A 25,351-nucleotide genomic window follows, 5' to 3' on the forward strand; every position below is an offset into this window, starting at 1 on the left:
TCAGTCAGGCCTTTGCGAAGCTGGGTTGGGAATGATCCTGGACAACTGCCATTTGCGGTGCGGACTGCACGGCGTTGGGGCCAATCTGTTCCCACGCCGAACGGATGTCATTGAGCAAACCGTGGATCTCATCGAGGATGGCAGGATTGTTGGTGGCATTGGCTTCGAACAGGCGTCGGCTCATGTACTCGTACAGCGAATCCAGGTTCAACGCCAGTTCGCCGCCGACTTCCTTGTTGAGGCTGGCGCGCAGACCGTTGTCGACGATCAGGATGGCCTTGGTGATGGATTCACCCTTGTCCTTGATATTGCCTTCGCCCATGTGCTTCTTGCCCAGCGCAATGGCAACCAGTGCGCCATCGAAGAGCATGGTGATGAGCTTGTGCGGGCTGGCGGCGACCACGCCGGTTTCCACCCCGATATTGGCGTAGGCGTTGGCCCCGCGTTTCATGCTTCCGAACATGACGTTCTCCTATGTTCGCGGATTCAGACTCAACTGCTCTTGGCCAGACTGGCCAGTTGCTGGGTCAGGTAGCTTTGCGTGGATTGCATGCTGGCCAGCGTGATGTTGAGCTGGTTGAACTGGTTGGTGTAGGCATCTTTCATGTTGGACAAACGGGTCTGCACTGCGGTCTGGCGATCCTGGTTGATCTTCAGGCTGGCCTGCAGGCCGTTGGTCTTGGTGGCGATGATGCCGGTGTCACTCAACAGGTTCGTCATCAGCGTCGTCAACTTGGTGACGATACCATTTTTGGAGGACGTGGTGTTGGTCGTATCCGGGTCGGTGCCGGCAAACAGGTTGGCGATGCCGGCAAAATTGTTGGTGGCCGCGGTCGACAATTTGGTGGCGTCCAGTGCCAGCGTGCCGTCCTTCTGGAACCCGATGCCGATGTCGGAAAGCGTGTTGATGCCATTGCCACCGTCCACCGTGGAGAACAGGGTGTTGCGCAACTGGGTCATGATGGTCTGAACGGACGACTCACTGGCCAGGGGGGCCGAGGTATTGGCCTGGCCCAGGGTGGTCGAGGGTGTTTGCGCAGTCATACTGGCGATCGCCTTGGCCAGGGTGTTATAGGCAGAGACGAAAGTGTTGGCCGCGCTGGTCAGACCGCTGGTGTCATTGCTGATGTTGAGCGTGAAATTGTCTGCCGAGGTGGTGACCTTGGAGAGGTTGAGGGTCACGCCGGAAATCACGTTTTCCACCTTGTTGCTGGGACTGGTGACCGTCACGCCGTCGATGGACAGCTTGGCGTCCTGCGCCTTGAGCAACTGGCCCATGCCGCTGGCGCTGAGACCCGAATAATCACCACTGCCCGCGAGGGAAATGGCAGCCGTTGCGTTCGCGGCGTTCGGCGTCAGTACCAGGCGGCTATTGGTGCCGTCGTTGGTGATGGAGGCGGTCACGCCGGCACCCGCACCATTGATGGCGGTCATGACCTGGGTCAGGTCGATGTCGCCACTGCCATTGGCCGTCGGGTTGATGGCGATGGTGCTGTCCCCCACTTTCAGGTTCAGCGTACCAGTGGTATAGAGCTGGCTATTGCTGACATTGGGGGTAGTGACCGTACCGCTCGGATCCGAATTGAATACGGCAAAGTCCGCCGTGCCGGTGACCTTGATGGTATTGGCTGCGCCGCTGTCCTTGGCGGTGAGCACCAGGTGGTCGTTAGTACCGTCGCTGACGATGGTGGCGTTCACGCCGGCATCGCTGCTGTTGATGGCATCGCGAACGCCGGCCAGACTATTGGTGGTCGGCTTGATGATGGTCGTCGAGCCGGTGCCGGTCTTGATGGCCAGCAGACCATTTTCAAACGTGCTGCCCGGGGTGATGCTGGCCGAGCTGAGCTTGGCAGTCTGCGCCAGTTGCGTCACGCCAACCGAATAGGTGCCCGAGGCAGCCTTGGTAGCATCGCGCGGCGCCTGGATCTGGGTGGTGGTGCTGGGCGTCGAGCTCGATGGATCGTAGGCGAAGCGGGACAGGCTGTTGTTGGCAGTGACCTTGATGGTATTGGCAGTGCCGCCGGTATTCGATTCCAGCACCAGGTGATCGCCGCTGCCATCGGTGACGATGGAGGCAGTAACGCCAGCCTTGGAGGCATTGATGGCGTCGCGAACGCCTGCCAGGGTGGAGTTGGCCTTGAGCGTGATAAAGGTGGGCGAGTTGGTGCCGATCTTGATCGCCAGCGAGTCGCCAGCACTGAAGGTGGTGCCGCTGGTGACGCCCTCGGATTTGATCTTCTGCGCCAGGATCTTGGTCGAATCGTCGCTGTTGACGTCGGCGGTGAACGGATCGGTGGTCAGGTTGCTACCGGTGCCGGCATTGCTGACGCTGCTTTTCTGGGAGCTGAAGCTGGCGGCACTGAGCCCCTTGATGGCCGACTGATAGGTCGACAGCGCGCTCTTGAGGCTGCCGTACGCCGAGATCAGGGTGTTGTAGCTGCTGGCCTGGGTGGTCAGCGGAGTCAGTTGAGACTGGCTTTCCGCCGAGATCAGCTGGCTGACCAGGGTCGCAACGTCAAGTGGGCCTGCCGAGGTGGAGATAGTGCCGGTGGAAGTGGCCATGGTTCAACTCCTGAATCTTTGCGTAAGCACAGCGCTTTAAGGGGGAGCTGCGCGCGCGGTCAACAGGAGAGTGGCTCTCAAGTACGGCGTCGGTGCAGGAAGGACGCTGTGCGGGTGTTATGCGAATCCATTATGAACTGGGGTAGCCGAACCCGTCATGCGCCATGAAGGATCATGGGCGCACGCGGTCTTTCGAGCCACTGCAGTTCGTACCAGACTCAAGTTCAAATCAGACCTTGTGGTTGATCAACAGGCCTTGCATCTTGTCGATGGACTTGGCGATGGAAATCGCTTCTTCGCTGGGAATCTGGCGGATCACGGTGTCGGTCGCGGTATCCACGACTTTGACGATGGTGCGGCCGGTCTCTTCGTCCTTGGAGAAGTTCAGTGCCGAGGCGCTGGTCTTGGCGAAGTCGTTGAGTTTGCCGACGGCATCGTTGACATCGCTTTCCGTCGCGCGACGTGCTTCCGAAGTCGCTGCCGGGGCAACGGTCGATACCACGGGATCGGGCTTGACAGCGCTTTGCGGCAAGGCATAAGCCGTACCGGAATCGCCAGCAGCTGTGATATTAAGTGGGGCAATCGACATGTTACTACTCCCTTCCTTAAAGGAACGTGCGGAGAATAAGGCCTATCCTCCGCACGTCATCCTACCTAGCTATCAGGCTTATTTCAACAGCGACAGGACTTGCTGCGGTGCCGAGTTGGCCTGCGACAGCATCGCGTTACCAGCTTGTTGCAGGATCTGCGCACGGGTCAGGTTGGCAGTTTCTGCAGCGTAGTCGGTATCCATGATACGGCTACGGGACGAAGTGATGTTCTCGCTCGACACTTGCAGGTTGCTGATGACGGCGCTGAAGCGGTTCTGAACGGCACCGAACTCTGCACGCTTGGACGAGATCAGGCTGATGGCCTTGTCCAGGTTGGTGATTGCCTTCTGTGCATCGCTTTGTGCGGACGGAGCAGCAACAGCCTTGTCCAGGGCCAGCTTGGCGCTGTCCACGGCCTTCTGCAGGGTCACTGCCGAAGAAGCCAGGGCGCTGGCGCTCAGGGTCGAGCCGGTAGCGAACAGGTTGTCCAGCTTGGCCTTGGCCGAGGTGTAGGTGTTTTGAGCGGTGCTCACACCGGCGGTGTCGCCCAGGCCGATCAGACCCTTGGCGCTGGTGCCGATGACGTCGGCCATGGTCTTGTTGTTCGACAGGTCATCCAGGGTGATGGTGATCTGGTCGTTCAGCTTGTTGTCCTGAACGTTGGCGCCGACCTGGAACGACAGGGTCAGGGAAGCCGAAACGTTGGCCGAGCTGGAGCCCACGCCAGCCGATGCACCTTGACCGGCACCGGTGAACAGGTTCTGGCCGTTGAAGCTGGTGCCGTTGAGCACGCGGAAGACTTCATTGGACAGTTGCTTGTATTCGTCGTTCAGGGTCTTGCGGTCTTGTGCGCTGTTGGTGCCGTTCGAAGCTTGGACAGCCAGTTCACGCATACGCTGCAGGTTGTCGGTCACGGTGGACAGAGCGCCTTCAGCGGTCTGGGCCATCGAGATGCCGTCGTTGGCGTTACGTTGTGCAACTGCCAGACCCTTGATCTGGGAGTTCATGCGGTCGGCGATGGCCAGGCCGGCGGCGTCGTCCTTTGCGCTGTTGACGCGCAGACCGGAGGACAGGCGTTGGATCGAGGTGTTGAGCGACGACTGCGACGAATTCAGATTGCGTTGCGTGTTCAGCGACGCAATGTTGGTATTGATGACTGATGCCATGTTAATTCTCCTAAGATTTGAGACCGATGATCCGAGTTTCAGTGCTTAACTTTGGTCTTCTACCCATGAGCCCCAGGCGTTTCAACCTCTGTTGATTGCTTTATCGGGCAGTCTTGGAAAAAGTTTAGGGCTTTCGCGAAAAAAATCTCTTTCAAGGCTTTCCGAACTAAAACTGCGTGCTTTGAAACTGCAAGCAAATCCTTTTTCGACGCCGATCGAGAAAACTTTAGGGAAATCTTTGTTGAAACCAAGAAATTTTCGTTCCATTGAAAAAGCCGCTCGGTGCAAGCGGCTTTTTCGGAAGGGGTGAGGGAGGGCCAGAGTCCTATTGCTGCGCCTTTTCTTGTTGCAATCTGATTAACTCTTCGGCGATGCGCTTCATCACGGAGTCCCAGTCGCTGACGGCAGGCTGGCGGAACAGGCGCATGCTCGGATACCAGGGCGAATCGTCGCGGTTCTGCAGCCAGCGCCAGTCGGGGATGTGCGGGAGCAGTACCCAGGTGGGGTGGCCCATGGCGCCAGCCAGGTGCACCACCGAGGTATCCACGCTGATGACCAGGTCCAGGTTGTGGATCGCTGCGGCGGTATCGGCAAAGTCTGCGCATTGGTCACCCAGATTGTGGGCTGACCGGTCGGCGGGCAGATTCTTCAGGTCTTCCAGAGGCTTGCCCTTTTGCAGGGAGTAGAACTCGATCTTCGGGAGTCCGAACAATTGCTTGAAGGTGTCAAGGGGGATCGAACGGTGCCGATCATTGCCGTGCTCCGGATTGCCGCCCCACACCACGCCGACACGTAGATGCTGTTCCGATGTTGTTATTGCGGCAATTTTCTGGCGCCATTCTTCTGCCAGCAAGGGATCGGCTGCCAGGTAGCTGGGGAAGGAGGGGATGTCTTCCACGGTATCGGTGCCTAGCGCATAGGGCAGGCTCATCATCACGTAGGCGCAGTCGCAGGGTGGCAGCGGGTCGCTTTCCCGGATCAGGGTGACTTCTGGCGTGAACGACTGGAACAGCCGATACAGCGGATTCTTCACGTGCACCGCCACCCGGGCGCCGCGGTCCATGACCAGGCGTGCATAGCGCAGAAACTGGATGCTGTCGCCAAAGCCCTGTTCATGCATCAGGAGTATGAATTTGCCTTCCAGCGAACTCTTGCCATCCCATTTGGGAATGATCTCGAACAGTTTGTGGATGAGCTTGTAGACGTAGGCGCGCTCGCGAGTTTCCAGGCGACTCTCGTGACATTCCCAGCCTTCCTTGAGGTCGCCGTGCAACAGCAGGCTCAGGGCCAGGTTGTGCTTGGCGGTGGAATAGTTGGGACGCAATTCGAGCGCCTTGCGGAAGATCTCCACCGCCTCATGGGTGTCGCCATGGTCGTGCTTGATGGCGCCGATGTTGTTGTAGATGAGGGCTTGCTTGGGATTCAGTTCCAACGCCTTGTTGAACATGCGCATGGCATCGTCGAAGCGATCTTCGGCGGAAAAGTAGCTGGCACCCAGCTTGAGATAGCTGTTGGAGTCCTTGGGGGCGATGTCGATGACGCGCAGCAGGTGTTCGTGGGCTTCGGTGACCTTGTTCAGTTTCAGGTAGGTATCGGCAATCTTGTTGTGCGCGTAGGTATCTTCCGGGTCCAGAAGGATTGCTGTCTTGTGGGACTCCAGGGCTTCCTTGTACATCTCCATGGCATGGAAGGCTTCGCCCAGGGCGGTGTGCGAAGGGGCGAAGTTGATCTGCAGTTCCAGTGACTTGAGGATGGTTGCGACCGCCTCGTCATAGCGCTTCGCTTCCACCAGTGCCCGCCCCAGATGGGAGAGCGGGCCAGGGGCCTCTGGCTCGCGCTTGACCGCATCCTCGAAGTAGGCGATCGAGGCGTCCGGGTCGTTCTTTTCATGCAGGGCATTGGCCAGGCCGACGCGGGCCGTCCGGCTTTCCTTGTCGACTTCGATGGCGCGCTCATAGATCCTGATGGCTTCATCGATGCGATCCTGTGCCAGGAGTGCGGCTGCCAGGTTGCTCAGGTACTCGGCATTCTCCGGATCAGCCGCGATGGCCTTGCGAAGATAGTGTTCGGCATCGGCGTGCAGGCCCTCCTGCATGGCGATGAGTCCCCGTGCATGGTTGGCGAAAACCAGGGTGGGAGCGCGCCCCAGCACGGCAGTACACAGGGCCTTTGCTTCATCGACCTTGCGATTATCCAGAAGATCCAGGCATTTGCGGACATCCAGCAGGTCTTGCAGATGGGACTTGGTGGCGGCCTGGGCCTGGTTACCGTGCTTGTTGCTGCTCTTGCGCGTCGACATCGAAAGGGATCCTCTTGGTTGGGCGCATGCTTTGCGCCGGACATAGCTGTCCAGCAGAAATAATATGCGCAAGGACCGGATGCCGAAGAGGCGAATAGAAAGCAAAAAACCTTCGTTTTAGACGAAGGTTCCTTGGGAGGGGGATCGGCGCGGTGATGGGCGCCGATGCATCGGGAGCGGCGGGCTTGCTCCCTGCGGGCTCAATGCCAGCTGCGCAACAACCCGACGGCAAGCCCTTCAAGGGCAAACTGGTCGGCGTCCGGCTTGACGATGATGGGTTCGAATTCCGGATTCTCCGGGAAGAGCGTGATGACCGAGCCGGTCTTCTGGTAGCGCTTGACGGTGACCTCGTCGGCCAGTCGCGCCACCACGATCTGCCCGTTGCGCGCCTGGTCGGTCTTGCGGACCGCCAGCAGATCGCCATCGAGAATGCCGGCGTCACGCATGGACATGCCGCGCACCTTCAACAGGTAATCCGGTTTGCTGGGAAACATCGCCGGATCGACCTGGTAGGTCTTCTCGACATGCTCCTGCGCCAGGATGGGCGAGCCGGCAGCCACGCGACCGATCAGGGGCAGGCTCAACTGCATCAGGGCGGGGTGGGGCAGGGCCATCTGGCGGGCGATGCCGCCAGATGCGGGTGCGCCGGATTCACGCAGGCGGATGCCGCGCGAGGTGCCAGGGGATATTTCGATGGCGCCCTTGCGGGCCAGTGCCTGCAGATGCTCTTCAGCGGCGTTGGCGGAGCGGAAGCCCAGCTCGGCAGCGATCTCGGCGCGCGTGGGAGGGAAGCCGGTGTTCTCGATGGCGTTCTTGATCAGGTTCAGGATCTGTTCCTGGCGCGCGGTCAGTTTGAGCATGGGGTAGGCCTTTCTCTGGGGGAAGGCTGTTTGGATGAACAGTCTGTATTTTTATACAGGTGCAATCCTTGTGTCAACGGCAACATGCACTTTCTGGTACTGCAAGAACAGTTTTTCCTTTCTATATATAAATAGATGAAAGATCTTGTGCCGCATATCTGCCCGGTGCGATGGCTCCGCCTGTGTCCGCCTGACCTCGCCAGCGATAGTCGACATTGCTGTTATGCCAGAAACCTTGTATGATCTTGGGTTTTCCTCTTCCCACACCCGTCTTGACGCCGGGGTGGGCGTCTTCAATAAGTCCATAAGGAGTCTACATGCGTCATTATGAAATCGTATTTATCGTCCACCCGGACCAAAGCGAGCAAGTGCCGGCGATGATCGAGCGTTACAAGGGCATCGTCACCACCCGCGGCGGCAAGGTTCACCGTGTTGAAGATTGGGGCCGTCGTCAACTGGCCTACCAGATCCAGAAGCTGGCCAAGGCTCACTACGTCTGCCTGAACATCGAAGTCGACAGCGAAACGCTGGCCGAGATCGAAACCGGCTTCAAGTTCAACGACGCCGTCCTGCGCCACCTGACCGTCAAGATGAAGAAGGCCGAAACCGGTCCTTCCCCCATCCTGAAGGCAGTGCAGAAGGAAGACGCGGCCAAGAGCCGTACCGAAGCACCGGCAGCCTGATTGCGCTGCGATTCATAGCGGAGAGTGAACCAGCTTCAAGTCATCGCCAGTCTGGCCGAACGTGATGTATTGCGTTATACGCCGGCCGGTATTCCGATCGTGACTGCCAGGTTGCAGCATCAGTCGGAGCAGATGGAAGCTGGCATGCGTCGCCAGGTCGAATTCGAGATCGCGGCGATGGCAGCAGGAGAAATCTCCGGTGCGCTCAACAAGGCTGCGCTGGGAGAAGTTTTCCGCTTCACCGGCTTTCTGGCCCGCAGGAATCGCAACAGCAAGAGCGTCGTGTTTCATATCGTTGATTTTGGCGCTGTCCCGTCGGAAGACTGACGAGAGACTGCGCTAAAAAGACCTTACCCAATTTTTAGATACAGGAGCCAAATCATGGCATTCGGTAAAAAGTTCGATAAAAGCAAGCTGAAAAACAAGCGTCAACAGCAAAACCCGCTGTTCAAGCGCAAGAAATTCTGCCGTTTCACCGCCGCTGGCGTTGAACAGGTCGATTACAAGGACGTGGACACCCTGAAGGACTTCGTCCAGGAAAACGGCAAGATCATGCCGGCACGCCTGACCGGTACCAAGGCCCACTACCAGCGTCAAGTTGACACCGCCATCAAGCGCGCGCGTTACCTGGCCCTGCTGCCGTACACCGATCTGCACAACGCGTAATCTGCGCCGAGAAATAGGAGAAAAACATGCAAGTCATTCTGTTGGAAAAAATCGTTAATCTCGGCGGTCTGGGTGATGTCGTGCGCGTCAAGGACGGTTTCGCACGTAACTTCCTGATCCCGCAACGCAAGGCCCGTCGTGCTACCGACGCTGCCATCGCCGAATTCGAAGCCAAGCGCGCCGATCTGGAAAAGGCCGCTGCCGAGAAGCTGGCTGCTGCTCAAGCACAAGGCGAAAAGCTGACTGGTGCCACCGTGGAAGTGTCGCAGAAGGCCGGCGTTGACGGTCGTCTGTTCGGTTCCGTGACCAACTTCGACATCGCTGAAGCCCTGGGCAAGAAGGGTTTCGCCGTGGAAAAGTCGCAAGTGCGTATGCCTAACGGCCCGCTGAAGATCGTTGGCGAACACCCTGTGTCGGTTGCTCTGCACACCGACGTGGTGGTCGACGTCACAATCGCAGTGAAGGGCGAGCAAGCGTAATTCGCCTGTTTGCTGCAATTCGTTTTGCAATAGAAAAGCCGGGTTCGCCTGGCTTTTTTATTGTCATTTTGCTTCGATTCTTCCTGCCGGGAAAGCATGTTGGCCTACCATCTGCCGGGGATTGAACTTCGCATCCGTTCCTTGATGGGACTATGCGCTGCAAAAACGTCCACCTGAACCAACGGCTTCACATCAGCAGGTTATAATGCGCGCCATGAAAGAATCGTCCCGCGGCAATCCTGAATTTTTCCGCGGCCAGAAGGAGTCTTCCGATCCCCAGATCGATGCACTCCGCGTGCCGCCACACTCCATCGAGGCCGAGCAATCGGTGCTGGGCGGCCTGCTGCTGGATAACGCAGCCTGGGACCGCATCGCAGATTTCGTCAGCGCGGAAGACTTCTACCGCTACGACCACCGCATCATCTTCGAGCATATCGTCAAGCTCATCAACAGCACCAAGCCGGCGGACGTGATCACGGTCTATGAGGCCATGTCCACCAGTGGCAAGGCCGAGGAAGTCGGTGGCCTGGTCTATCTGAACGCGCTGGCGCAGAACACGCCGTCGGCGGCCAATATCCGCCGTTACGCCGAGATCGTGCGTGACCGCGGCATCCTGCGCAAGCTGATCACGGTGGCCGACGAAATTTCCGGCAATGCCTTCAACCCGCAGGGCAAGGACGTCAAGTCCATGCTCGACGAAGCCGAATCGAAGATCTTCGCCATCGCCGAAGAGGGCTCGCGCGGCTCGCAGGGCTTCATGGAAATCCAGCCGCTGCTGACCCAGGTGGTGGAGCGTATCGACGAACTCTACAACCGCGACAACACCAGCGACATCACCGGCGTGCCCACCGGCTTCATGGACCTGGACAAGATGACCTCCGGCCTGCAGCCGGGCGACCTGATCATCGTCGCCGGTCGTCCTTCCATGGGTAAGACGGCGTTCTCGATCAACATCGGCGAACACGTGGCGATCGAATCCGGCCTGCCGGTGGCGGTATTTTCCATGGAAATGGGCGGCGCCCAGCTGGCCATGCGTATGTTGGGCTCGGTCGGTCGTCTGGACCAGCACCGCCTGCGTACCGGTCGCCTGCTGGACGAGGACTGGCCGCGCCTGACGCACGCCATCCAGAAGATGAACGATGCCCAGTTCTACATCGACGAAACGCCGGCGCTGTCGCCCATCGAATTGCGCGCACGCTCGCGTCGCCTGGCGCGCCAGTGCGGCAAGCTGGGCCTGATCATCATCGACTACCTGCAGCTGATGTCGGGTAACGGTGGCAGTTCCTCGGAAAACCGCGCCTCCGAAATCTCGGAAATCTCGCGTAGTCTGAAGGGCCTGGCCAAGGAACTCAACTGCCCGGTGATTGCGCTGTCGCAGCTGAACCGCTCGCTGGAACAGCGTCCCAACAAGCGCCCGGTGATGTCTGACTTGCGCGAATCCGGTGCTATTGAGCAGGATGCCGACGTCATTTTGTTCATTTACCGGGATGAAGTTTACAATCCGGACTCGCCCGACAAGGGCACTGCGGAAATCATTATCGGCAAGCAGCGTAATGGCCCCATTGGCAGCATTCGCCTGTCTTTCCTGGGGATGTATACCAAGTACGACAACTATATCGGGAATCTGGCGCAGCCCTACGGCGGCGACTGAACGGTTGGGGTGGCGGGCAGTGATGGCCGTCACCGCACGAGGATCACGGGCGGCGCATGGCCGCTCGTGTCATGTAAGGCGGATGGCTCCCGAGGCCGTCCGTGCAGGACTGGCAGGGCGGGATTCCGGCTTCCAAGGGGGCAAGCCGCAGGCCGGTTCGAAACGGCGCCCGATTCGGGCGCTAACCATTGATGAGAGAGAAAAATGTTTGGACGATTGATGCCGACGGAAGGCAAATTCTTTGACCTTTTCAATCAGCATGCAGAGCTGGCGGTCAAGTGTGCGAAGGAAATGGTGGCGCTGATGACCAATTTCGACGACCTCGAAATCCGTGTGCACGCCATTGAAGCCGTCGAGAAGGAGGCCGACAAGGTCACGCACAATGCCATCGAGTTGCTGCACAAGACCTTCATCACCCCGCTGGACCGCGATGATATCCACCAACTGATCACCCGCATGGATGACATCCTGGACCTGCTGGAAGATGCCGCCCAGACCATCTCCCTGTACGACATCAAGGCCATCACGCCGGAAGCCAAGCGCCTGGCCGAGCTGTGCCTGTCCTGTGCGGAGAAGGTGCAATCGGCTGTGGGCCTGCTGTCGAACATGGACAATTCGCGCCAGATCCTGGCCATCTGCCAGGAAATCGACCGCCTGGAATCCGATGCCGACCACGTCATGCGCGCGGCCATGTCCAAGCTGTTCCGCGACGAGCCGGATGTGCGCACGCTCATCAAGCTCAAGGCCATCTACGAAATCCTGGAAACCGTCACCGATCGCTGCGAAGACGTGGCCAACATCATCGAAGGCATCATCGTCGAAAACGCCTGATCCCCGGCGTAGCGGCGATTCCTCCGGGGAACGCCGCTGGCTTCACACAACGGTTTCCCCATGCAAACAATCCAAATCAGCTTACATATCCTCGCGCTGTTGATCGTCCTGGCGCTGCTGTTCGACTTCATGAACGGCTTCCACGACGCCGCCAACGCGATCGCCACCGTGGTCTCCACGGGTGTGCTGCGCCCGCAGACGGCCGTGGCCATGGCGGCCTTCTTCAACCTGGCTGCGGTGTTCGTTTTCCACCAGTTGCACGTGGCGGCTTCGGTCGGCAAGGGCACCATCGAGCCGGCCATCGTCGACCAGTACGTCATCTTCGGCGCCCTGATCGGCGCCATCTTCTGGAACCTGGTGACCTGGTACTACGGCATTCCGTCCTCCTCCTCGCATGCCCTGATCGGTGGCCTGGTCGGCGCGGCTGTGGCCAAGGCCGGCACCGGGGCCCTGATCTCGGCGGGCCTGCTCAAGACGATCCTCTTCATCGTCTTGTCACCCTTGCTGGGCCTGGTATTCGGCTCGTTGATGATGCTCATGGTGTCGTGGATATTCTTCCGCTCTACGCCGCGCAAGATCGATGGCTGGTTCCGGCGGCTGCAGTTGTTGTCGGCCTCCATGTATAGCCTGGGCCATGGCGGCAACGATGCGCAGAAGACCATCGGTATCATCTGGATGCTGTTGATCGCCTCGGGCTATTCCTCGCCGGAAGCGCCGCCGATGTGGGTCATCATTTCCTGCTACTGCGCCATCAGCCTGGGTACCTTGTTCGGTGGCTGGCGCATCGTCAAGACCATGGGCCAGAAGATCACCAAGTTGAAGCCGGTCGGTGGCTTCTGTGCCGAAACCGGCGGCGCCATCACACTGTTCATCGCAACCGCCTTGGGTATCCCGGTCTCCACCACCCACACCATCACCGGCGCCATCGTCGGCGTGGGCGCGGCACAGAAGATGTCGGCCGTGCGTTGGGGCGTGGCCAGCAACATCGTCTGGGCCTGGATCTTCACCATCCCGGCTTCGGCCTTCGTGGCGGCGATCGCCTGGTGGATCGGCGTGCACGTGCTGTAAGGCATCCTGGTTCGCGCCCGCGGCGGTTGTTAACGCGGGCGTCCAAAAGCAAAAAGCCACGTTACCGTGGCTTTTTGCTTTTCTGCGGAAGAAAACTGCTTACAGCACGTCGCTGGCGTGATCGGCCAGGCGGGAACGCTCGCCCCGTGCCAGAGTGACGTGGCCGCTGTGCGCCCAGCCCTTGAAGCGGTCGACCACATAGGTCAGGCCGCTGGAGCCTTCGGTCAGGTAGGGCGTGTCGATCTGGGCGATGTTACCCAGGCAGACGATCTTGGTGCCCGGACCCGCACGCGTGACCAGCGTCTTCATCTGCTTGGGCGTGAGGTTCTGCGCTTCATCGATGATCAAGAACTTGTTCACGAACGTACGGCCGCGCATGAAGTTCAACGACTTGATCTTGATACGCGAGCGGATCAGGTCCTGGGTCGCTGCCCGGCCCCATTCGCCGGCGTCGCCGTCAGACTTGTTGAGCACTTCGAGGTTGTCGTCGAAGGCGCCCATCCAGGGGCCCATCTTTTCTTCCTCGGTCCCTGGCAGGAAACCGATGTCTTCGCCGACCGGCACCGTCACGCGGGTGACGATGATTTCGTTGTAGAGCTTGGTTTCAAGCACCTGCGCCAGGCCAGAGGCCAGTGCCAGCAAGGTCTTGCCGGTACCGGCCTGGCCCAGCAGGGTGACGAAGTCGCACTCCGGGTTCATCAGCAGGTTCAGCGCGAAGTTCTGCTCGCGGTTGCGGGCGGTGATGCCCCAGACGCTGTTCTTGGCGTGGCCGAAGTCGCGCAGGGTCTGCAGTACCGCCGTCTTGCCGTTGATCTGCGACACCTGGCCATAGAAGGCCGGTTCGCCGTTCTTGGGCTCGATGAAGACGAACTGGTTGACCAGCAGCGAGGGGACGTAGGGACCGGTGACGCGGTAGTAGGTATAGCTGCTGCCGTGGCGGCTCTCCTGCCACGACTCCATGCCCTTGCCGTGCTTGTTCCAGAAGTCGTCCGGCAGTTGCTGGATGCCCGAGTACAGCAGGTCGGTATCTTCCAGCACGTGGTCGTTGAAGTAGTCTTCGGCGGGCAGGCCAATGGCACGCGCCTTCAGGCGCATGTTGATGTCCTTGGACACCAGCACCACCGGACGCTCCGGATACTGCTGGTCCAGCGCCCGGACCACGCCCAGGATCTGGTTGTCAGCCTTGCCCTCGGGCAGGCCTTCCGGCAGGTCGGCATTCTGCAACTTGGTCTGGAAGTAGAGGCGCCCCTTGGCATCCTTGTTGCCCAGCTTGGAGAGCGGAATGCCCAGATCGATGGCATCCTCGGCGATGTCAGACACCAGCGCATCCAGCGAGCGCGAGATCTGGCGCGCATTGCGGGCGACTTCGGACATGCCCTTCTTGTGGTTGTCCAGCTCCTCCAGCGTCACCATGGGCAGGTAGATGTCGTGCTCCTCGAAGCGGAACAGCGAGGTCGGATCGTGCATCAGCACGTTGGTATCCAACACGAACAGCTTGGACTTGCCCAGCTTGTCAGCCACGCGGCTGGTGGGCGACTTGGGACGGACTTCGGCGCTCTTGGGCGCAGCTTTGGGTTTTTCGGCGACAGCAGCGGTCTTGCCGGTGATGCGCGCACGGGGTGCTGCGACCTTGGCATCGGCGACAGGAGGAGCGGCTACGGCGACTTCTTGTGGTGCGACAGCGGGAGCGGACGTTTCAACGAGAGTGATGTTCGGTTTGACAGGCTTGTTGCGATCGGCCTTGGGATAGTCCTCGGGAGACAGCATCGAAGCTGGTTTGCTCGGCATTTTGGGCAGGGGCATCAGGACCTCGGAAGTGGATGAAGAAAACTCCGCTTTGTCAGAGCGAACAGGTGAAGCAGAACAGCGAACAGCAAAGGGAAGCAGGGTGAAGCTGCGGGGCCGAGAAGTCTAATGAAACCCTTGCCGGGCAAGCTGGCAAACGGGTGGGCGAGGGCTTGATTAGAGGTGGCGGCAAATCGAAAAGTAAAAAAGCCGTTTCGGCAGGCCTGAGGCCTAAACCTGAAACGGCTTCCAGCAAACGTTTTTCTGTTTGAATTCAATGGCTTGTATCGTTTGACCGCATTTTTGTCGAACGCGTCGGAAACGCTTGCCAGACGGATCCTTCGCTGCCGGAACCAGCTGCCTTATGGGCAACACGACAGTCGCGGCAGCGAATATCGTTCAGTTCAGGCAAGGGTGTTGATGAAGGCCAGTACCTCATCCACGTGGGCAGGAACCTTCACTCCACGCCATTCTTTCACCACTTTACCTGCGCCGTCAATCACAAACGTGCTGCGCTCCACGCCGCGAACCTGCTTGCCATACATGTTTTTCATCTTCATGACATCGAACATGGTGCACAGGGTTTCATCGGGATCGGAGATCAGCTCGAAAGGCATGCCCAGCTTGCCTTTGAAGTTTTCATGCGACTTCAGGCTGTCGCGGCTGATACCGAAGATTTCGGTGTTGGCGGCTAGGAATTGCGGGTGCAGGTCACGGAACTGCATGCCCTCGGTGGTACAGCCCGGGGTATTGTCCTTGGGATAGAAATACAGCACCAGGTTCTTGCCCCGGTAATCGGCCAGGTTGAAGGTCTTGCCACTGGTCATGGCGGCCGAGAACTCCGGCACGGTCTTGTTCAGGATGGATGGTCGGTCTGTCAAAATGGCGCCCCGTAGGTGAAGTCTTGTTGGTGGAAGTGATGCCGGCCGGAAGCTTGATCTGTTGCCCGGATTACATGGCCTGAACGATCATCTCGCCCGAACGCCCGGGCAATTCGCCCCAGCTGATCGGCAGGATGGGCAGGACGTCGTTGCGGATACTGTCGTAGTAGTCACCCATGGAGACCAGTTCGTATCCCTGGGCGCGCCAGCCTGCCAGCAATCGTTCGAAAATGGGGGCGAGTTTCTGCCCTTCAAGTTCGGCGTGCAAGGTGAAGACATGGTCACGCGGTTCCCTGGTCAACTGCAGCAGGAAATCGGCGGCGTTGCCGGCATCGATCATCTTGCCGCCGATCTCACGGCCCAGGATTTCGTCCAGCGTGGGCAGGGTGGTCGGCAATTGCACGCAGGACAGCGGCTTGCCGAATGCCGAGAGCCGATGCGGGCCGGCGTCCTGGTCGGCCAGACGGCCATCCTCGCGCAGTTGCGAGCGACCGTCGGAGGAGTAGGCCATGCCGAACTGGTCCAGTTGCACGAAGGCATGGTCGTTCATCTGCCAGCCGGCGGCGCCGTGGGTACGCGGGGCCTCGCCGAAAATCTCGCGGTAACGGGCATGGGACTGGTGCATGGTCTCGACTGTCCACTGGGCATCTGCGGTACGTACATCGTCCTGCCAGACGCGGTGGTCCCAGGTGTGGATGCCGCATTCGAAGCCGGCATCACGCGCCTGGCGCATGAATCCGGCGCAGGTCTTGCCGATGTCCGGTGCCGGCAGCAGGGTGCCGTACATCAGGGTCTTGATGCCATAGTGCTCTACCACCGAGGTGCGCGACACCTTGCTGAAGAAGCCCGGACGGAAAATCTGCTTGAGCGCCCAGCCGGTGTGGTCGGGGCCGAGGGAGAACAGGAAGGTGGCGCCGGCGCCATGGCGGCGCAATTGCGCGATCAGGTTGGGGACGCCGACGCGGGTGCCGCGATAGGTGTCGGCGTCGATCTTGAGTGTGAGTTTGGGCAATTCGCTGAACCGGGAATGGGTAATGGCCGTGTTGCGCCATGGTGTGGGGCGGGCTCTGGAAGAAGACGCCAACGCCCGCCGACAAGTTGCGAGACTAGCATTGTGCGGCCGATAGAACAATATGCAGCGATGCAGCAAAATGCGGCAAACAGGCTGCAGATCGGCCCATGATGATGGTCTCTGTGACGGTTTCACGCCGGAAAAAACAAAACCGCGCCAGAAGCGCGGTTTTGCGGGCCGTGGCGGGATGGAAATCAGTCCATCAGGGCACGGGCTTCGGCGACCTGGCTGCGGTAGGCGTCGAAGATGTTGCGCAGGGTGTCGGCCATGGTGGTCTTGGGCGCCCAGTTCAGTTCTTCGCAGGTATTGGTGATCTTGGGGACGCGGTTCTGCACGTCCTGGTAACCCTTGCCGTAGTAGGCAGCGGAGGTGGTCTCCACCAGTTGCACCTGCTTGGCGGTGTCGGCGTATTCCGGATACTCCGCAGCCAGCTTCAACATCATGTCGGCCAGATCCTTGATGGAGTAGTTGTTGACCGGGTTGCCGATGTTGTAGATCTTGCCCGTGGCCACGCCGCCTTCGTTGGCGATGATCTTCATCAGCGCATCGATGCCGTCATCGATATAGGTGAAGGCGCGCTTCTGCAGGCCGCCGTCGACCAGGGAGATGTTCTCGCCGCGCACGATGTGGCCAAAGAACTGGGTCACCACGCGGGACGAGCCTTCCTTGGGGGTATGGATCGAGTCCAGGCCGGCGCCGATCCAGTTGAACGGGCGGAACAGGGTGAAGTTCAGGCCGGCTTCCATGCCGTAGCCCCAGATCACGCGGTCCATCAACTGCTTGGCGCAGGAATAGATCCAGCGCGGCTTGTTGATCGGGCCACAGATCAGCTCGGATTCTTCCGGATCGAATTCCTCGTCGTGGCACATGCCATAGACTTCCGAGGTCGAGGGGAAGACCAGGTGCTTCTTGTACTTGGCGGCCGAACGCACGATCGGCAGGTTGGCTTCGAAGTCCAGCTCGAACACGCGCAGCGGGGCGTTGACGTAGGTCGACGGGGTGGCGATGGCCACCAGCGGCAGGATCACGTCACACTTCTTGACGTGGTATTCCACCCATTCCTGGTTGATGGTGATGTCGCCCTCGAAGAAGTGCATGCGCGACTTGTAGGCCTCGTTTTCCAGAATGTCGGTGATACGGTCGGTCATCATGTCCATGCCATAGACGTGCCAGTCCGTGGTTTCCAGGATGCGCTTGGACAGGTGGTGGCCGATGAAGCCGTTGACGCCGAGAATGAGGACTTTTTTCATAATGTTGAGAGCTAGTGAATGGCCGGACTTCAGGAGGCCATGTATTTCAGGTAATTGTTGAGTGAAGCATCCTGATCATTGATCTGGATGCCCAGGATCTGGAGGAAGTTGCCATCGCCACAACGGGCGTACAACTTGCCGCCTTCGAAGAACTTGTCCTGCATGCCATGGGCCCGTTGCAGGGCAGGGTGGGCCGATGGCGGAACCAGCCGGGTTCTCGTGACCGTAATTTTATCACCCGCGATTTCCTCGAAGGCGCCGGGGTAGGGCGGCGCCACCGCTCGCACCAGATTATGGACTTCGCGGGCGGTGCGGCGCCAGTCGATGCGGCCATCCTCGGGCTTGCGGCCGCTGAAGTAGCTGCCCTTGGACAGATCGTTGGGCAGCTGCGGTGTGCGACCCGCCAGCATGGCCGGCAGGGCAGTCCACAGGGTCATCTCGGCGGCCACCACGACCTTGCCGAAGACTTCGTGCGCCGTGTCGTCGGGCAGGATGGGCACGGCCGTCTGGGCCACGATGCTGCCGGCGTCGGGCTTGACGGTCATCTCATGCAGGGTGGCGCCGGTCTCGGTCTCGCCGTGCAGCACCGCCCAGTTGATCGGCACGCGGCCGCGGTACTTGGGCAGCAGCGAGCCATGCATGTTGTAGGCGCCACGTCGGGCGGTCGCCAGCACTTCCACAGGCAACATGTGGCGGTAGTAGAAACTGAAGATAAAGTCAGGCTGCGCCGCCTGCACCTGGGCCAGCAATTGCGGCGACTTCGGGTCGGTCGGAGTGATGCAGGTGATGCCGTGCTCACGGCAGACCCCGGCCACGGAGCCGAACCAGATGTTCTCGGCGGCATTGTCTTCGTGCGTGACCACCAGCGGAACCTGCACGCCACGGGCGAGCAAGACTTTCAGGCAGCGCACCCCCACGTCATGGTAGGCGAATACGACGGCGTTCATAGGGCTTGCTTGTCTTCCGAAGAGGATTGCTCGAGGATGGCCTGCACCACATAGCGGGGGCGCGCGCGCACCTGCATGTAGATGCGGCCGATGTATTCACCCAGCAGGCCGATCGAGAACAGGATCACGCCCATCAGGAAGAAGGTGATGGCGAACAGCGTGAAGACGCCGCCCACTTCCGCGCCGATCAGCAGGCGGCGCAGTACGATCAGGATGAACAGCGCCGCCGAGGCGAAGGACAGCCCGATACCCAGCAGCGAGAAGAACTGCAGCGGCACCAGCGAAAAACCGGTCACCAGGTCGAAATTGAGGCGGATCAGGCTGTAGAAGGAGTATTTCGACTCCCCGGCCGAGCGCTCTTCATGCTCCACCACGATCTCGGTCGGATTGCGCGAAAAGGTGTAGGCCAGGGCCGGCACGAAGGTATTTACCTCCCGGCAGCGGTTGACCAGGTCGATGACGTTGCGGCCATAGGCGCGCAGCATGTTGCCCTGGTCGGTCATCTTGATGCGGGTGATCTTCTCGCGCAGGCGGTTCATGGCCTTGGAGGCATAGGTGCGCCAGGCCGAATCCTGGCGCTTGCGGCGGATCGAGCCCACGTAGTCGTAGCCCTCGCGCATCTTGGCGACCAGGTTGCCGATTTCCTCGGGTGGATTCTGCAGGTCGGCGTCCAGCGTCACCACGACTTCGCCCCGGGTCGCCTCGAAGCCTGCCATGATGGCCATGTGCTGACCGTAGTTGCCATTGAAGAGCACCACCCGCGTGACATCCGGGCGCAGCCGATACTGTTCGGCCAGGATGCCGGCCGAGCGGTCGCGGCTGCCATCGTTGACGAAGATGACTTCATAGCTGTAGCCCAGCGCGTCCAGCGCCGGGTAGAGGCGCTCGAACAGTTTGGAGAGCCCGGATTCCTCGTTGTAAACCGGGATGACGACGGACAGTTCTGGTTTCATCAAATATCGAATGCTGGAAATACAGGTGCTGAAATAAATCAAAGGCCCGATGCGCTGCGACAGTAGCGGTCGCGGCGTTCAGGCCAGCGTGTTGCAAAGATGACGAATTGCGTTGGCTGCAAATTGCGAAAGTGCAAATAAATCGAATTATGCCGAAATTTTCGAACAATTCCGCAAAAATCAGCCAAGCACCGATTTTACCGTTTCAACCGCGCGCACAACGTCCTCTTTACGCATGACATTGAACATCGGCAGGGAAACGATGCGCTGGCCGACGCGTTCGGCCACCGGGAACATGCCTTCCTTGAAGCCGCGTTCACGGTAGAGCTTGAGCAGGTGAATGGCCGGGTAGTGGTAGCCGATGCCGACCTGCTTTTCCATCATCTTTTCCATGAAGGCAGCACGGGTAATGCGTTCCGGCAGCACCAGCTGGAACATGTGCCAGTTCGAGTTCTCGAAGTCGGCCACCGGCAGCTGGGCGCCGTAGTTGGCTTCGAAGTCGCTGCCGAAGCAGGCGAAGTAATGGCGTGCCAGTTCCTTGCGGTGGGCGGTCACTGCGTCGATATGGGCAAACTGGCCCAGGCCGATGGCGGCATTCACATCGGTCAGGTTGTACTTGCCGCCCAGCACGTCCACTTCCAGGCCGTCGAAGCCGCTGCGGGTGACGCCCTGCAGGCGGTATTTCTCGGCCAGGCGCGCTTCGTCGGCATTGTTGAGCACCAGGAAGCCACCTTCGGCGCTGGTGATGTTCTTGTTGGCCTGCAGGCTGAAGGAGACAAAGTCGCCGAACGAGCCGATGCGCTTGCCATTCCAGGTCGAACCCAGTGCCTGGGCGGCGTCTTCCACCACGCGCAGCTTGTGCTTGGCGGCGATCGCATACAGGCGGTCCATGTCCACCGGCAGGCCGGACAGATAGACCGGGATGATCGCCTTGGTGCGCGGGGTGATGGCTGCTTCCAGGCGATCCAGGTCGATATTGCGGGTGATCGGATCGATGTCGGCGAATACCGGCGTGGCACCGGTTTCCAGGATCACGTTGGCCGTCGCCACCCAGGAAATGGGAGTGGTGATGACTTCGTCACCGGGGCCGATGCCGGCGATGCGCAGCGCGATTTCCATCGTGCAGGTGCCGGAATTGAAGGTGCGCACGATGCGCCCGCCCAGGTATTCCGACAGCGCCTTTTCGAACGCCTGGACCTTGGGGCCGCTGGTGATCCAGCCCGAGCGCAGCACTTCGCCGACGGCGGCGATGGTGGCTTCATCGATGGTGGGTTTGGCGAAAGGCAGGAATGGCAGCGAAGGCAGGCTCATGGTGGAATCCGGTCAGACGATATTCAGGATGGGAGGGCCGGCGCGGCACTGGCGGGCGCCGCGCGGCGACCCGGTATTGTAAATCAGCTTCGGGTCAGCAAGACCACGCCGACAATGATCACGCCGATGGCCAGCAGGCGCTGCATGGAAATGGCCTCGCCAAGGAAATACCACGCGCCGATGGCATTGATGATGTAACCCAGGGACAGCAGCGGATAGGCGATGGTTACGTCCACCCGCGACAGGCCGATGATCCACACGCCCACCGAGATCACATAGCAGGACAGGCCGCCAATGATGGGCAGCTGGGTGGCCAGCTTGAGACCGGTGGAAAACCAGTTGTCCGCGGTCAGGTGGATCGCACCCACGGCATTGGTACCGGCCTTGAGCAGGAGTTGCGCTACTGCGTTCAGGCAGATGCCGACAAAAATGAAGCCAAATGTCGCCAGGTTCATTTGCCGGCCTTTTTCTCGCCGTTGGCATGGGCAGAGCCATGGGCGGCAGGCGCGGCAGGAGTGGACGCAGGCGGCGGATCATTGGCCACGATGACGCGGCGCGGATCCTGGCCGATCAGGCGCATCGGCAGCTTGCGTTCAACCAGTTGCTTGTAGATGGTCGGGTCGATGATGGCGATGTCCTTCTTGCCGGCCGCATTGTCGGCCACCCATTGGGCCACGAAGGCGTCCACCGTCGGCAGCCACAGCTGCGGTTCCTGTTTCAGGCCAAACTCCATTTCGTCGGCGTGCTGCACCAGGGTCATGGTGCGACGCAGGTAGAAGGGCAGGGCCTGTTCGTAGCGGCCGACCAGGTAGATCGGGGTTTCCGGCTTGAGCTCTGCCTGCAGCGCCGGGACATAGTCGACGCCGGCCGAATAGCGGCCTTGCGGGTCATGCCCCAGCAGCAGCAACTGTCCGGCCACGAAGGCGGTCGCCGCCAGCGAGGTGACGGCCCAGTCCTTGTGCTGGCGGGCCAGGCGAATGGCGGCAATGCCGCCGACGAAGAAGATCAGCGCCGCGGCGTAGAGGTAGGGCACGTGGGCTTCCACCAGCGGCAGCGAGTAGGCATCCTTGGCCATTGACGGCACACGCGGGATGAAGGCCAGCGCCACCGCGGCGGGCAAGGCCACCAGCGAACCGGCCCAGGCCAGGGCCTTGTAATCGGCTTCTTCCAGGTAGCAGGCGATCAGCAGGGCCAGCGCCGGGAAGATCGGCAGCACGTAGGAAGGCAGCTTGGAGTCCGAAATGCTGAAGAACACGAAGATGAACACCGCCCACACCAGCAACAGCCGCTTGGGCTGGAAGCGACCGCCGTTGAGGCTGTTGTAGCCCGCCGTATCGCGTTGTTCGCGGGTGCCTTTCCACAGACTCTGGAAGAACACGCCCAGCCACGGGATGATGCCCAGCACCAGGATGGGGATGAAGTAATACCACGGGCCGGTGCGGCTATGGATCTTGCTGGTGAAGCGCTGGAAGTGCTCGTGGATGAAGAAGAACTGCGGGAATTCCGGGTTGCGCAGCGACACCGCCACGAACCAGGGCGTGCAGATGGCAAAGAACAGGATCAGGCCCTTGACCAGATGCAAGCGCTTCCAGATCGCCCAGTCGCGGGCGAAGAAGGTATAGAGCACCAGCACCGCGCCCGGCAGCACGATGCCGATCAGCCCCTTGGACAGCACCGCCAGGGCCATGCCGGCCCAGCACAGCAGCATCCAGTTGCGCTGGCCCTCGCGGGAGGCACCGTCGCGCTGGGCCATCAGCAGCGCACACAGGGCGATGGTCATCATGCCCGACAGGCCCATGTCCAGCGTATTGATGTGGCCCATGCCGGCCCAGAAGAAGCTCGATGCCAGCACCAGCGCGGCATAGAAGCCCACGCGGCCGTTGAAGACGCGGCTGCCGGTGTAGCCGGCCAGACCGATGCCGAGCAGGCCGCACAGGCCCGTCCACAGGCGTGCCTGCCATTCACCCAGGCCGAACAGCTCGAAGGTGATGGCATTCATCCAGGTCTGCAGCGGCGGCTTTTCGAAATACTTGATGCCGTTCAGGCGGGTGGTGATCCAGTCTTGCGTGGCCACCATTTCGCGTGCCATCTCGGCATAGCGGCCTTCATCGGTGGGCACCAGGACGCGAGCGCCCAGCATCCAGAACCAGACCAGCAGGAAGAGAATAAGCAGCGTCCAGACGAACGCCTTGGATTTGTACAGTTCGCGCATTGACAGCGGTTCCTTGTTGCGTGTTCTTGGGTTTCTTGTCGCGGCAAGTGCCGGTTCAGGCCTGCGGCGCGATGATCAGCGCCAGTGCCACCTTGCGCCCCTCGGCCATGAGGATGTTGTAGGTGCGGCAGGCGGCCTGGTTGTCCATGCATTCCACACCGATACGGCGCGCCGTGAGCACGGTGGTTAGCTTGGGGTGGACGAAGCGCTGGCGCTCGCCGGTACCCAGGATGACCACGTCGGGCGCGGTGGCGTCGATCTGGTCGAAATGCTGCGGGGTGAGCGCCTCGAAGCTGTCCACCGGCCAGGGCACCGGCTCGGTTTCGGGCAGCACCAGCAAGCTGTTGGTGAAACGGATGGCATTGAGCTCGACACCGTCCTCATCGTAGGCGGTGACGGTCTGGTATTGCTTGGTCTCGGTCGTGTGGAGCTTCATCGCAGGATGGGCAGGATGGGTTGCAGGCGCCCGGTCCGGGCAGACGGCCGGGCCGGGATGTCATGGCGACATGCATCGCGGCAACGTGGTCGTAAAGTGCGCCATTGTAGCCGTTTCCGACCCCGGCGCACGCCTATTTGATTGATAAAATGCTTAGCTTTGGGCAAAATGGCCGGTTCCCGGCGGGCCCTTGGGGCGCCGTCACCGGCCTCTTTGCAGGTGCTTTACATTGCACTGCAGCGGGCAGGAACATGCAGGAAAATGACGGCAAGCGTGGTAATGGAGAGGACTGCGAGGCAAAGGTTCCGGTCCCGCCATGTCCGCCGATGAGATCCGATGGGGCCAGGCTGGCCGAACCCTGCGAAACGATTAGAGGAAGAGCTGTGCGACCGATTCAGAAATCCAAGAAGCTGGCAGATGTGTGTTACGACATTCGGGGTCCCGTGCTGGAAAAGGCGCGTCAGATGGAGGAAGAGGGCCACAAGATCATCAAGCTCAACATCGGCAACCTGGCCGCCTTCGGCTTCGATGCCCCCGACGAGATCGTGCAGGACATGATCCGCAACATGGGCAATGCCTCCGGCTATACCGACTCCAAGGGCCTGTTCGCCCCGCGCAAGTCGGTCATGCACTACACCCAGCAAAAGAAGATCGAAGGCGTCACCATCGATGACATCTACCTCGGCAATGGCGCCTCCGAGCTGATCGTCATGAGCGTGAACGCGCTGCTCAACACCGGCGACGAAGTGCTGGTGCCGTCGCCCGACTATCCGCTGTGGACCGCGGCCGTGAGCCTGTCCGGCGGCACCCCCGTGCATTACGTCTGCGACGAGCAGCAAGGCTGGCAGCCCGATATCGCCGACATCAAGAAGAAGATCACCCCCAACACCAAGGCCATCGTCGTCATCAACCCCAACAACCCGACCGGCGCGCTCTATTCGGTCGAGGTGCTCAAGGAAATCATCGAACTGGCACGTCAGCACCAGCTGATCATCCTGGCCGACGAGATCTACGACAAGGTGCTCTACGACGGCAACACCCATACCTCGCTGGCGTCGCTGGCCGATGATGTGCTGTTCATCACCTTCAATGGCCTGTCCAAGAACTATCGTTCCTGCGGCTATCGTGCCGGCTGGATGGTGGTCTCGGGCGAGAAGAAGCACGCCCGCGACTATATCGAAGGCCTCAACATGCTGGCCTCGATGCGCCTGTGCGCCAATGCGCCGGGCCAGTTCGCGATCCAGACCGCGCTGGGCGGCTACCAGAGCATCAATGACCTGGTCGGCCCCAACGGCCGCCTGACCAAGCAGCGCGACCTGGCGCACAAGCTCCTGACCGACATCCCGGGCGTGACCTGCGTGAAGCCCAAGTCGGCGCTGTACATGTTCCCGCGCCTGGACCCGGAGATCTACCCGATCAAGGATGACCAGGAGTTCGCCTACGAACTGCTGGCCGAGGAAAAGGTGTTGATCGTGCAAGGCACCGGCTTCAACTGTCCCACGCCGGACCACTTCCGCGTGGTGTTCCTGCCCAATACCGACGACCTGACCGAATCCATGGGCCGCATCGCCCATTTCCTGGAGGGCTATCGTCGCCGCCACGGCACCGCCTGACCGTTTCTGCAGTAACCCGTCCTGCCCGCTGATGCG

At 60.4% G+C, this 25,351-nt stretch carries 24 protein-coding genes; 8 read left to right on the plus strand and 16 right to left on the minus strand.

Annotated elements, in window-relative coordinates; genetic code table 11:
- Positions 1 to 4: 4 nt before the first annotated feature.
- From fliS to lexA, 6 genes are all read right to left on the minus strand, one after another.
- Positions 5 to 463, minus strand: coding sequence for a flagellar export chaperone FliS (fliS, locus tag BTM36_RS15990; protein ID WP_077237057.1), 459 nt, complete (start codon positions 461 to 463; stop codon positions 5 to 7).
- A 29-nt stretch (positions 464 to 492) separates the two neighbouring features.
- On the minus strand, positions 493 to 2,562 hold the full coding sequence (fliD, locus tag BTM36_RS15995) for a flagellar filament capping protein FliD (protein WP_077237058.1): 2,070 nt from the start codon (positions 2,560 to 2,562) through the stop codon (positions 493 to 495).
- A gap of 229 nt (positions 2,563 to 2,791) precedes the next feature.
- Complete coding sequence (locus tag BTM36_RS16000) at positions 2,792 to 3,151, minus strand: flagellar protein FlaG (RefSeq protein ID WP_039874823.1); 360 nt, start codon at positions 3,149 to 3,151, stop codon at positions 2,792 to 2,794.
- Positions 3,152 to 3,229: 78 nt separating this feature from the next.
- Entirely contained in the window at positions 3,230 to 4,318 is a 1,089-nt protein-coding gene (locus BTM36_RS16005; protein ID WP_077237059.1) for a flagellin, read from the minus strand.
- Positions 4,319 to 4,643: 325 nt separating this feature from the next.
- Positions 4,644 to 6,617 (minus strand): tetratricopeptide repeat protein, encoded by a 1,974-nt coding sequence (locus BTM36_RS16010; RefSeq protein WP_077237060.1) that lies wholly within the window; start codon positions 6,615 to 6,617, stop codon positions 4,644 to 4,646.
- Between the two features lie 200 nt (positions 6,618 to 6,817).
- A complete protein-coding gene (lexA, locus tag BTM36_RS16015) occupies positions 6,818 to 7,477 on the minus strand; it encodes a transcriptional repressor LexA (protein ID WP_077237061.1) in 660 nt (219 codons plus the stop codon).
- 317 nt (positions 7,478 to 7,794) lie between these two features.
- Between lexA and rpsF the strand changes: the two genes are divergently transcribed.
- The 7 genes from rpsF (at position 7,795) to BTM36_RS16050 (ending at position 12,855) form a co-directional block, all read left to right on the plus strand.
- The gene (rpsF, locus tag BTM36_RS16020) at positions 7,795 to 8,160 is read left to right on the plus strand and encodes a 30S ribosomal protein S6 (protein ID WP_006462645.1); all 366 of its coding nucleotides are present in this window, start codon (positions 7,795 to 7,797) and stop codon (positions 8,158 to 8,160) included.
- 24 nt (positions 8,161 to 8,184) lie between these two features.
- Positions 8,185 to 8,487 carry a primosomal replication protein N gene (gene priB / locus BTM36_RS16025; protein WP_006462644.1) on the plus strand — a complete coding sequence of 101 codons (303 nt, stop codon included), beginning with the start codon at positions 8,185 to 8,187 and terminating at the stop codon, positions 8,485 to 8,487.
- Positions 8,488 to 8,541: 54 nt separating this feature from the next.
- A complete protein-coding gene (gene rpsR, locus BTM36_RS16030; RefSeq protein WP_006462643.1) occupies positions 8,542 to 8,826 on the plus strand; it encodes a 30S ribosomal protein S18 in 285 nt (94 codons plus the stop codon).
- A 26-nt stretch (positions 8,827 to 8,852) separates the two neighbouring features.
- Positions 8,853 to 9,305, plus strand: coding sequence for a 50S ribosomal protein L9 (gene rplI, locus BTM36_RS16035; RefSeq protein WP_006462642.1), 453 nt, complete (start codon positions 8,853 to 8,855; stop codon positions 9,303 to 9,305).
- A 214-nt stretch (positions 9,306 to 9,519) separates the two neighbouring features.
- Entirely contained in the window at positions 9,520 to 10,956 is a 1,437-nt protein-coding gene (locus tag BTM36_RS16040) for a replicative DNA helicase (RefSeq protein ID WP_199181574.1), read from the plus strand.
- Positions 10,957 to 11,160: 204 nt separating this feature from the next.
- Positions 11,161 to 11,787, plus strand: a complete 627-nt coding sequence (locus BTM36_RS16045) for a DUF47 domain-containing protein (RefSeq protein WP_006462640.1) — start codon at positions 11,161 to 11,163, stop codon at positions 11,785 to 11,787.
- Positions 11,788 to 11,847: 60 nt separating this feature from the next.
- Positions 11,848 to 12,855, plus strand: a complete 1,008-nt coding sequence (locus tag BTM36_RS16050; protein ID WP_006462639.1) for an inorganic phosphate transporter — start codon at positions 11,848 to 11,850, stop codon at positions 12,853 to 12,855.
- Between the two features lie 99 nt (positions 12,856 to 12,954).
- On the opposite strand, the gene BTM36_RS16055 is transcribed toward BTM36_RS16050, so the two are convergent.
- From BTM36_RS16055 to BTM36_RS16100, 10 genes are all read right to left on the minus strand, one after another.
- Positions 12,955 to 14,658, minus strand: a complete 1,704-nt coding sequence (locus tag BTM36_RS16055) for a PhoH family protein (RefSeq protein ID WP_174616862.1) — start codon at positions 14,656 to 14,658, stop codon at positions 12,955 to 12,957.
- 386 nt (positions 14,659 to 15,044) lie between these two features.
- Positions 15,045 to 15,521, minus strand: coding sequence for a peroxiredoxin (locus tag BTM36_RS16060; RefSeq protein WP_006462636.1), 477 nt, complete (start codon positions 15,519 to 15,521; stop codon positions 15,045 to 15,047).
- A gap of 70 nt (positions 15,522 to 15,591) precedes the next feature.
- A complete protein-coding gene (locus tag BTM36_RS16065) occupies positions 15,592 to 16,533 on the minus strand; it encodes a xylanase (RefSeq protein ID WP_077237063.1) in 942 nt (313 codons plus the stop codon).
- A 254-nt stretch (positions 16,534 to 16,787) separates the two neighbouring features.
- Positions 16,788 to 17,843 (minus strand): bifunctional UDP-4-keto-pentose/UDP-xylose synthase, encoded by a 1,056-nt coding sequence (locus BTM36_RS16070; RefSeq protein ID WP_006462634.1) that lies wholly within the window; start codon positions 17,841 to 17,843, stop codon positions 16,788 to 16,790.
- A 29-nt stretch (positions 17,844 to 17,872) separates the two neighbouring features.
- Entirely contained in the window at positions 17,873 to 18,790 is a 918-nt protein-coding gene (locus BTM36_RS16075; RefSeq protein ID WP_077237064.1) for a formyltransferase, read from the minus strand.
- On the minus strand, positions 18,787 to 19,743 hold the full coding sequence (locus BTM36_RS16080) for a glycosyltransferase (RefSeq protein WP_006462632.1): 957 nt from the start codon (positions 19,741 to 19,743) through the stop codon (positions 18,787 to 18,789). Before BTM36_RS16080 ends, BTM36_RS16075 begins: the two co-directional genes overlap by 4 nt.
- Before the next feature lie 180 nt (positions 19,744 to 19,923).
- A complete protein-coding gene (locus BTM36_RS16085) occupies positions 19,924 to 21,054 on the minus strand; it encodes a DegT/DnrJ/EryC1/StrS aminotransferase family protein (protein WP_077237065.1) in 1,131 nt (376 codons plus the stop codon).
- A gap of 83 nt (positions 21,055 to 21,137) precedes the next feature.
- A complete protein-coding gene (locus BTM36_RS16090) occupies positions 21,138 to 21,509 on the minus strand; it encodes an EamA family transporter (protein WP_006462630.1) in 372 nt (123 codons plus the stop codon).
- Positions 21,506 to 23,266 carry a glycosyltransferase family 39 protein gene (locus BTM36_RS16095; protein ID WP_077237066.1) on the minus strand — a complete coding sequence of 587 codons (1,761 nt, stop codon included), beginning with the start codon at positions 23,264 to 23,266 and terminating at the stop codon, positions 21,506 to 21,508. Before BTM36_RS16095 ends, BTM36_RS16090 begins: the two co-directional genes overlap by 4 nt.
- Before the next feature lie 55 nt (positions 23,267 to 23,321).
- Entirely contained in the window at positions 23,322 to 23,702 is a 381-nt protein-coding gene (locus BTM36_RS16100; RefSeq protein WP_077237067.1) for an Mth938-like domain-containing protein, read from the minus strand.
- A gap of 383 nt (positions 23,703 to 24,085) precedes the next feature.
- On the opposite strand from BTM36_RS16100, the gene BTM36_RS16105 reads away from it, so the two are divergent.
- Positions 24,086 to 25,315, plus strand: coding sequence for a pyridoxal phosphate-dependent aminotransferase (locus BTM36_RS16105; protein ID WP_006462627.1), 1,230 nt, complete (start codon positions 24,086 to 24,088; stop codon positions 25,313 to 25,315).
- The last annotated feature ends 36 nt before the right edge of the window (positions 25,316 to 25,351 follow it).

The sequence above is a fragment of the Herbaspirillum sp. VT-16-41 genome (assembly GCF_001994935.1).
Lineage (GTDB): Bacteria > Pseudomonadota > Gammaproteobacteria > Burkholderiales > Burkholderiaceae_D > Herbaspirillum > Herbaspirillum frisingense.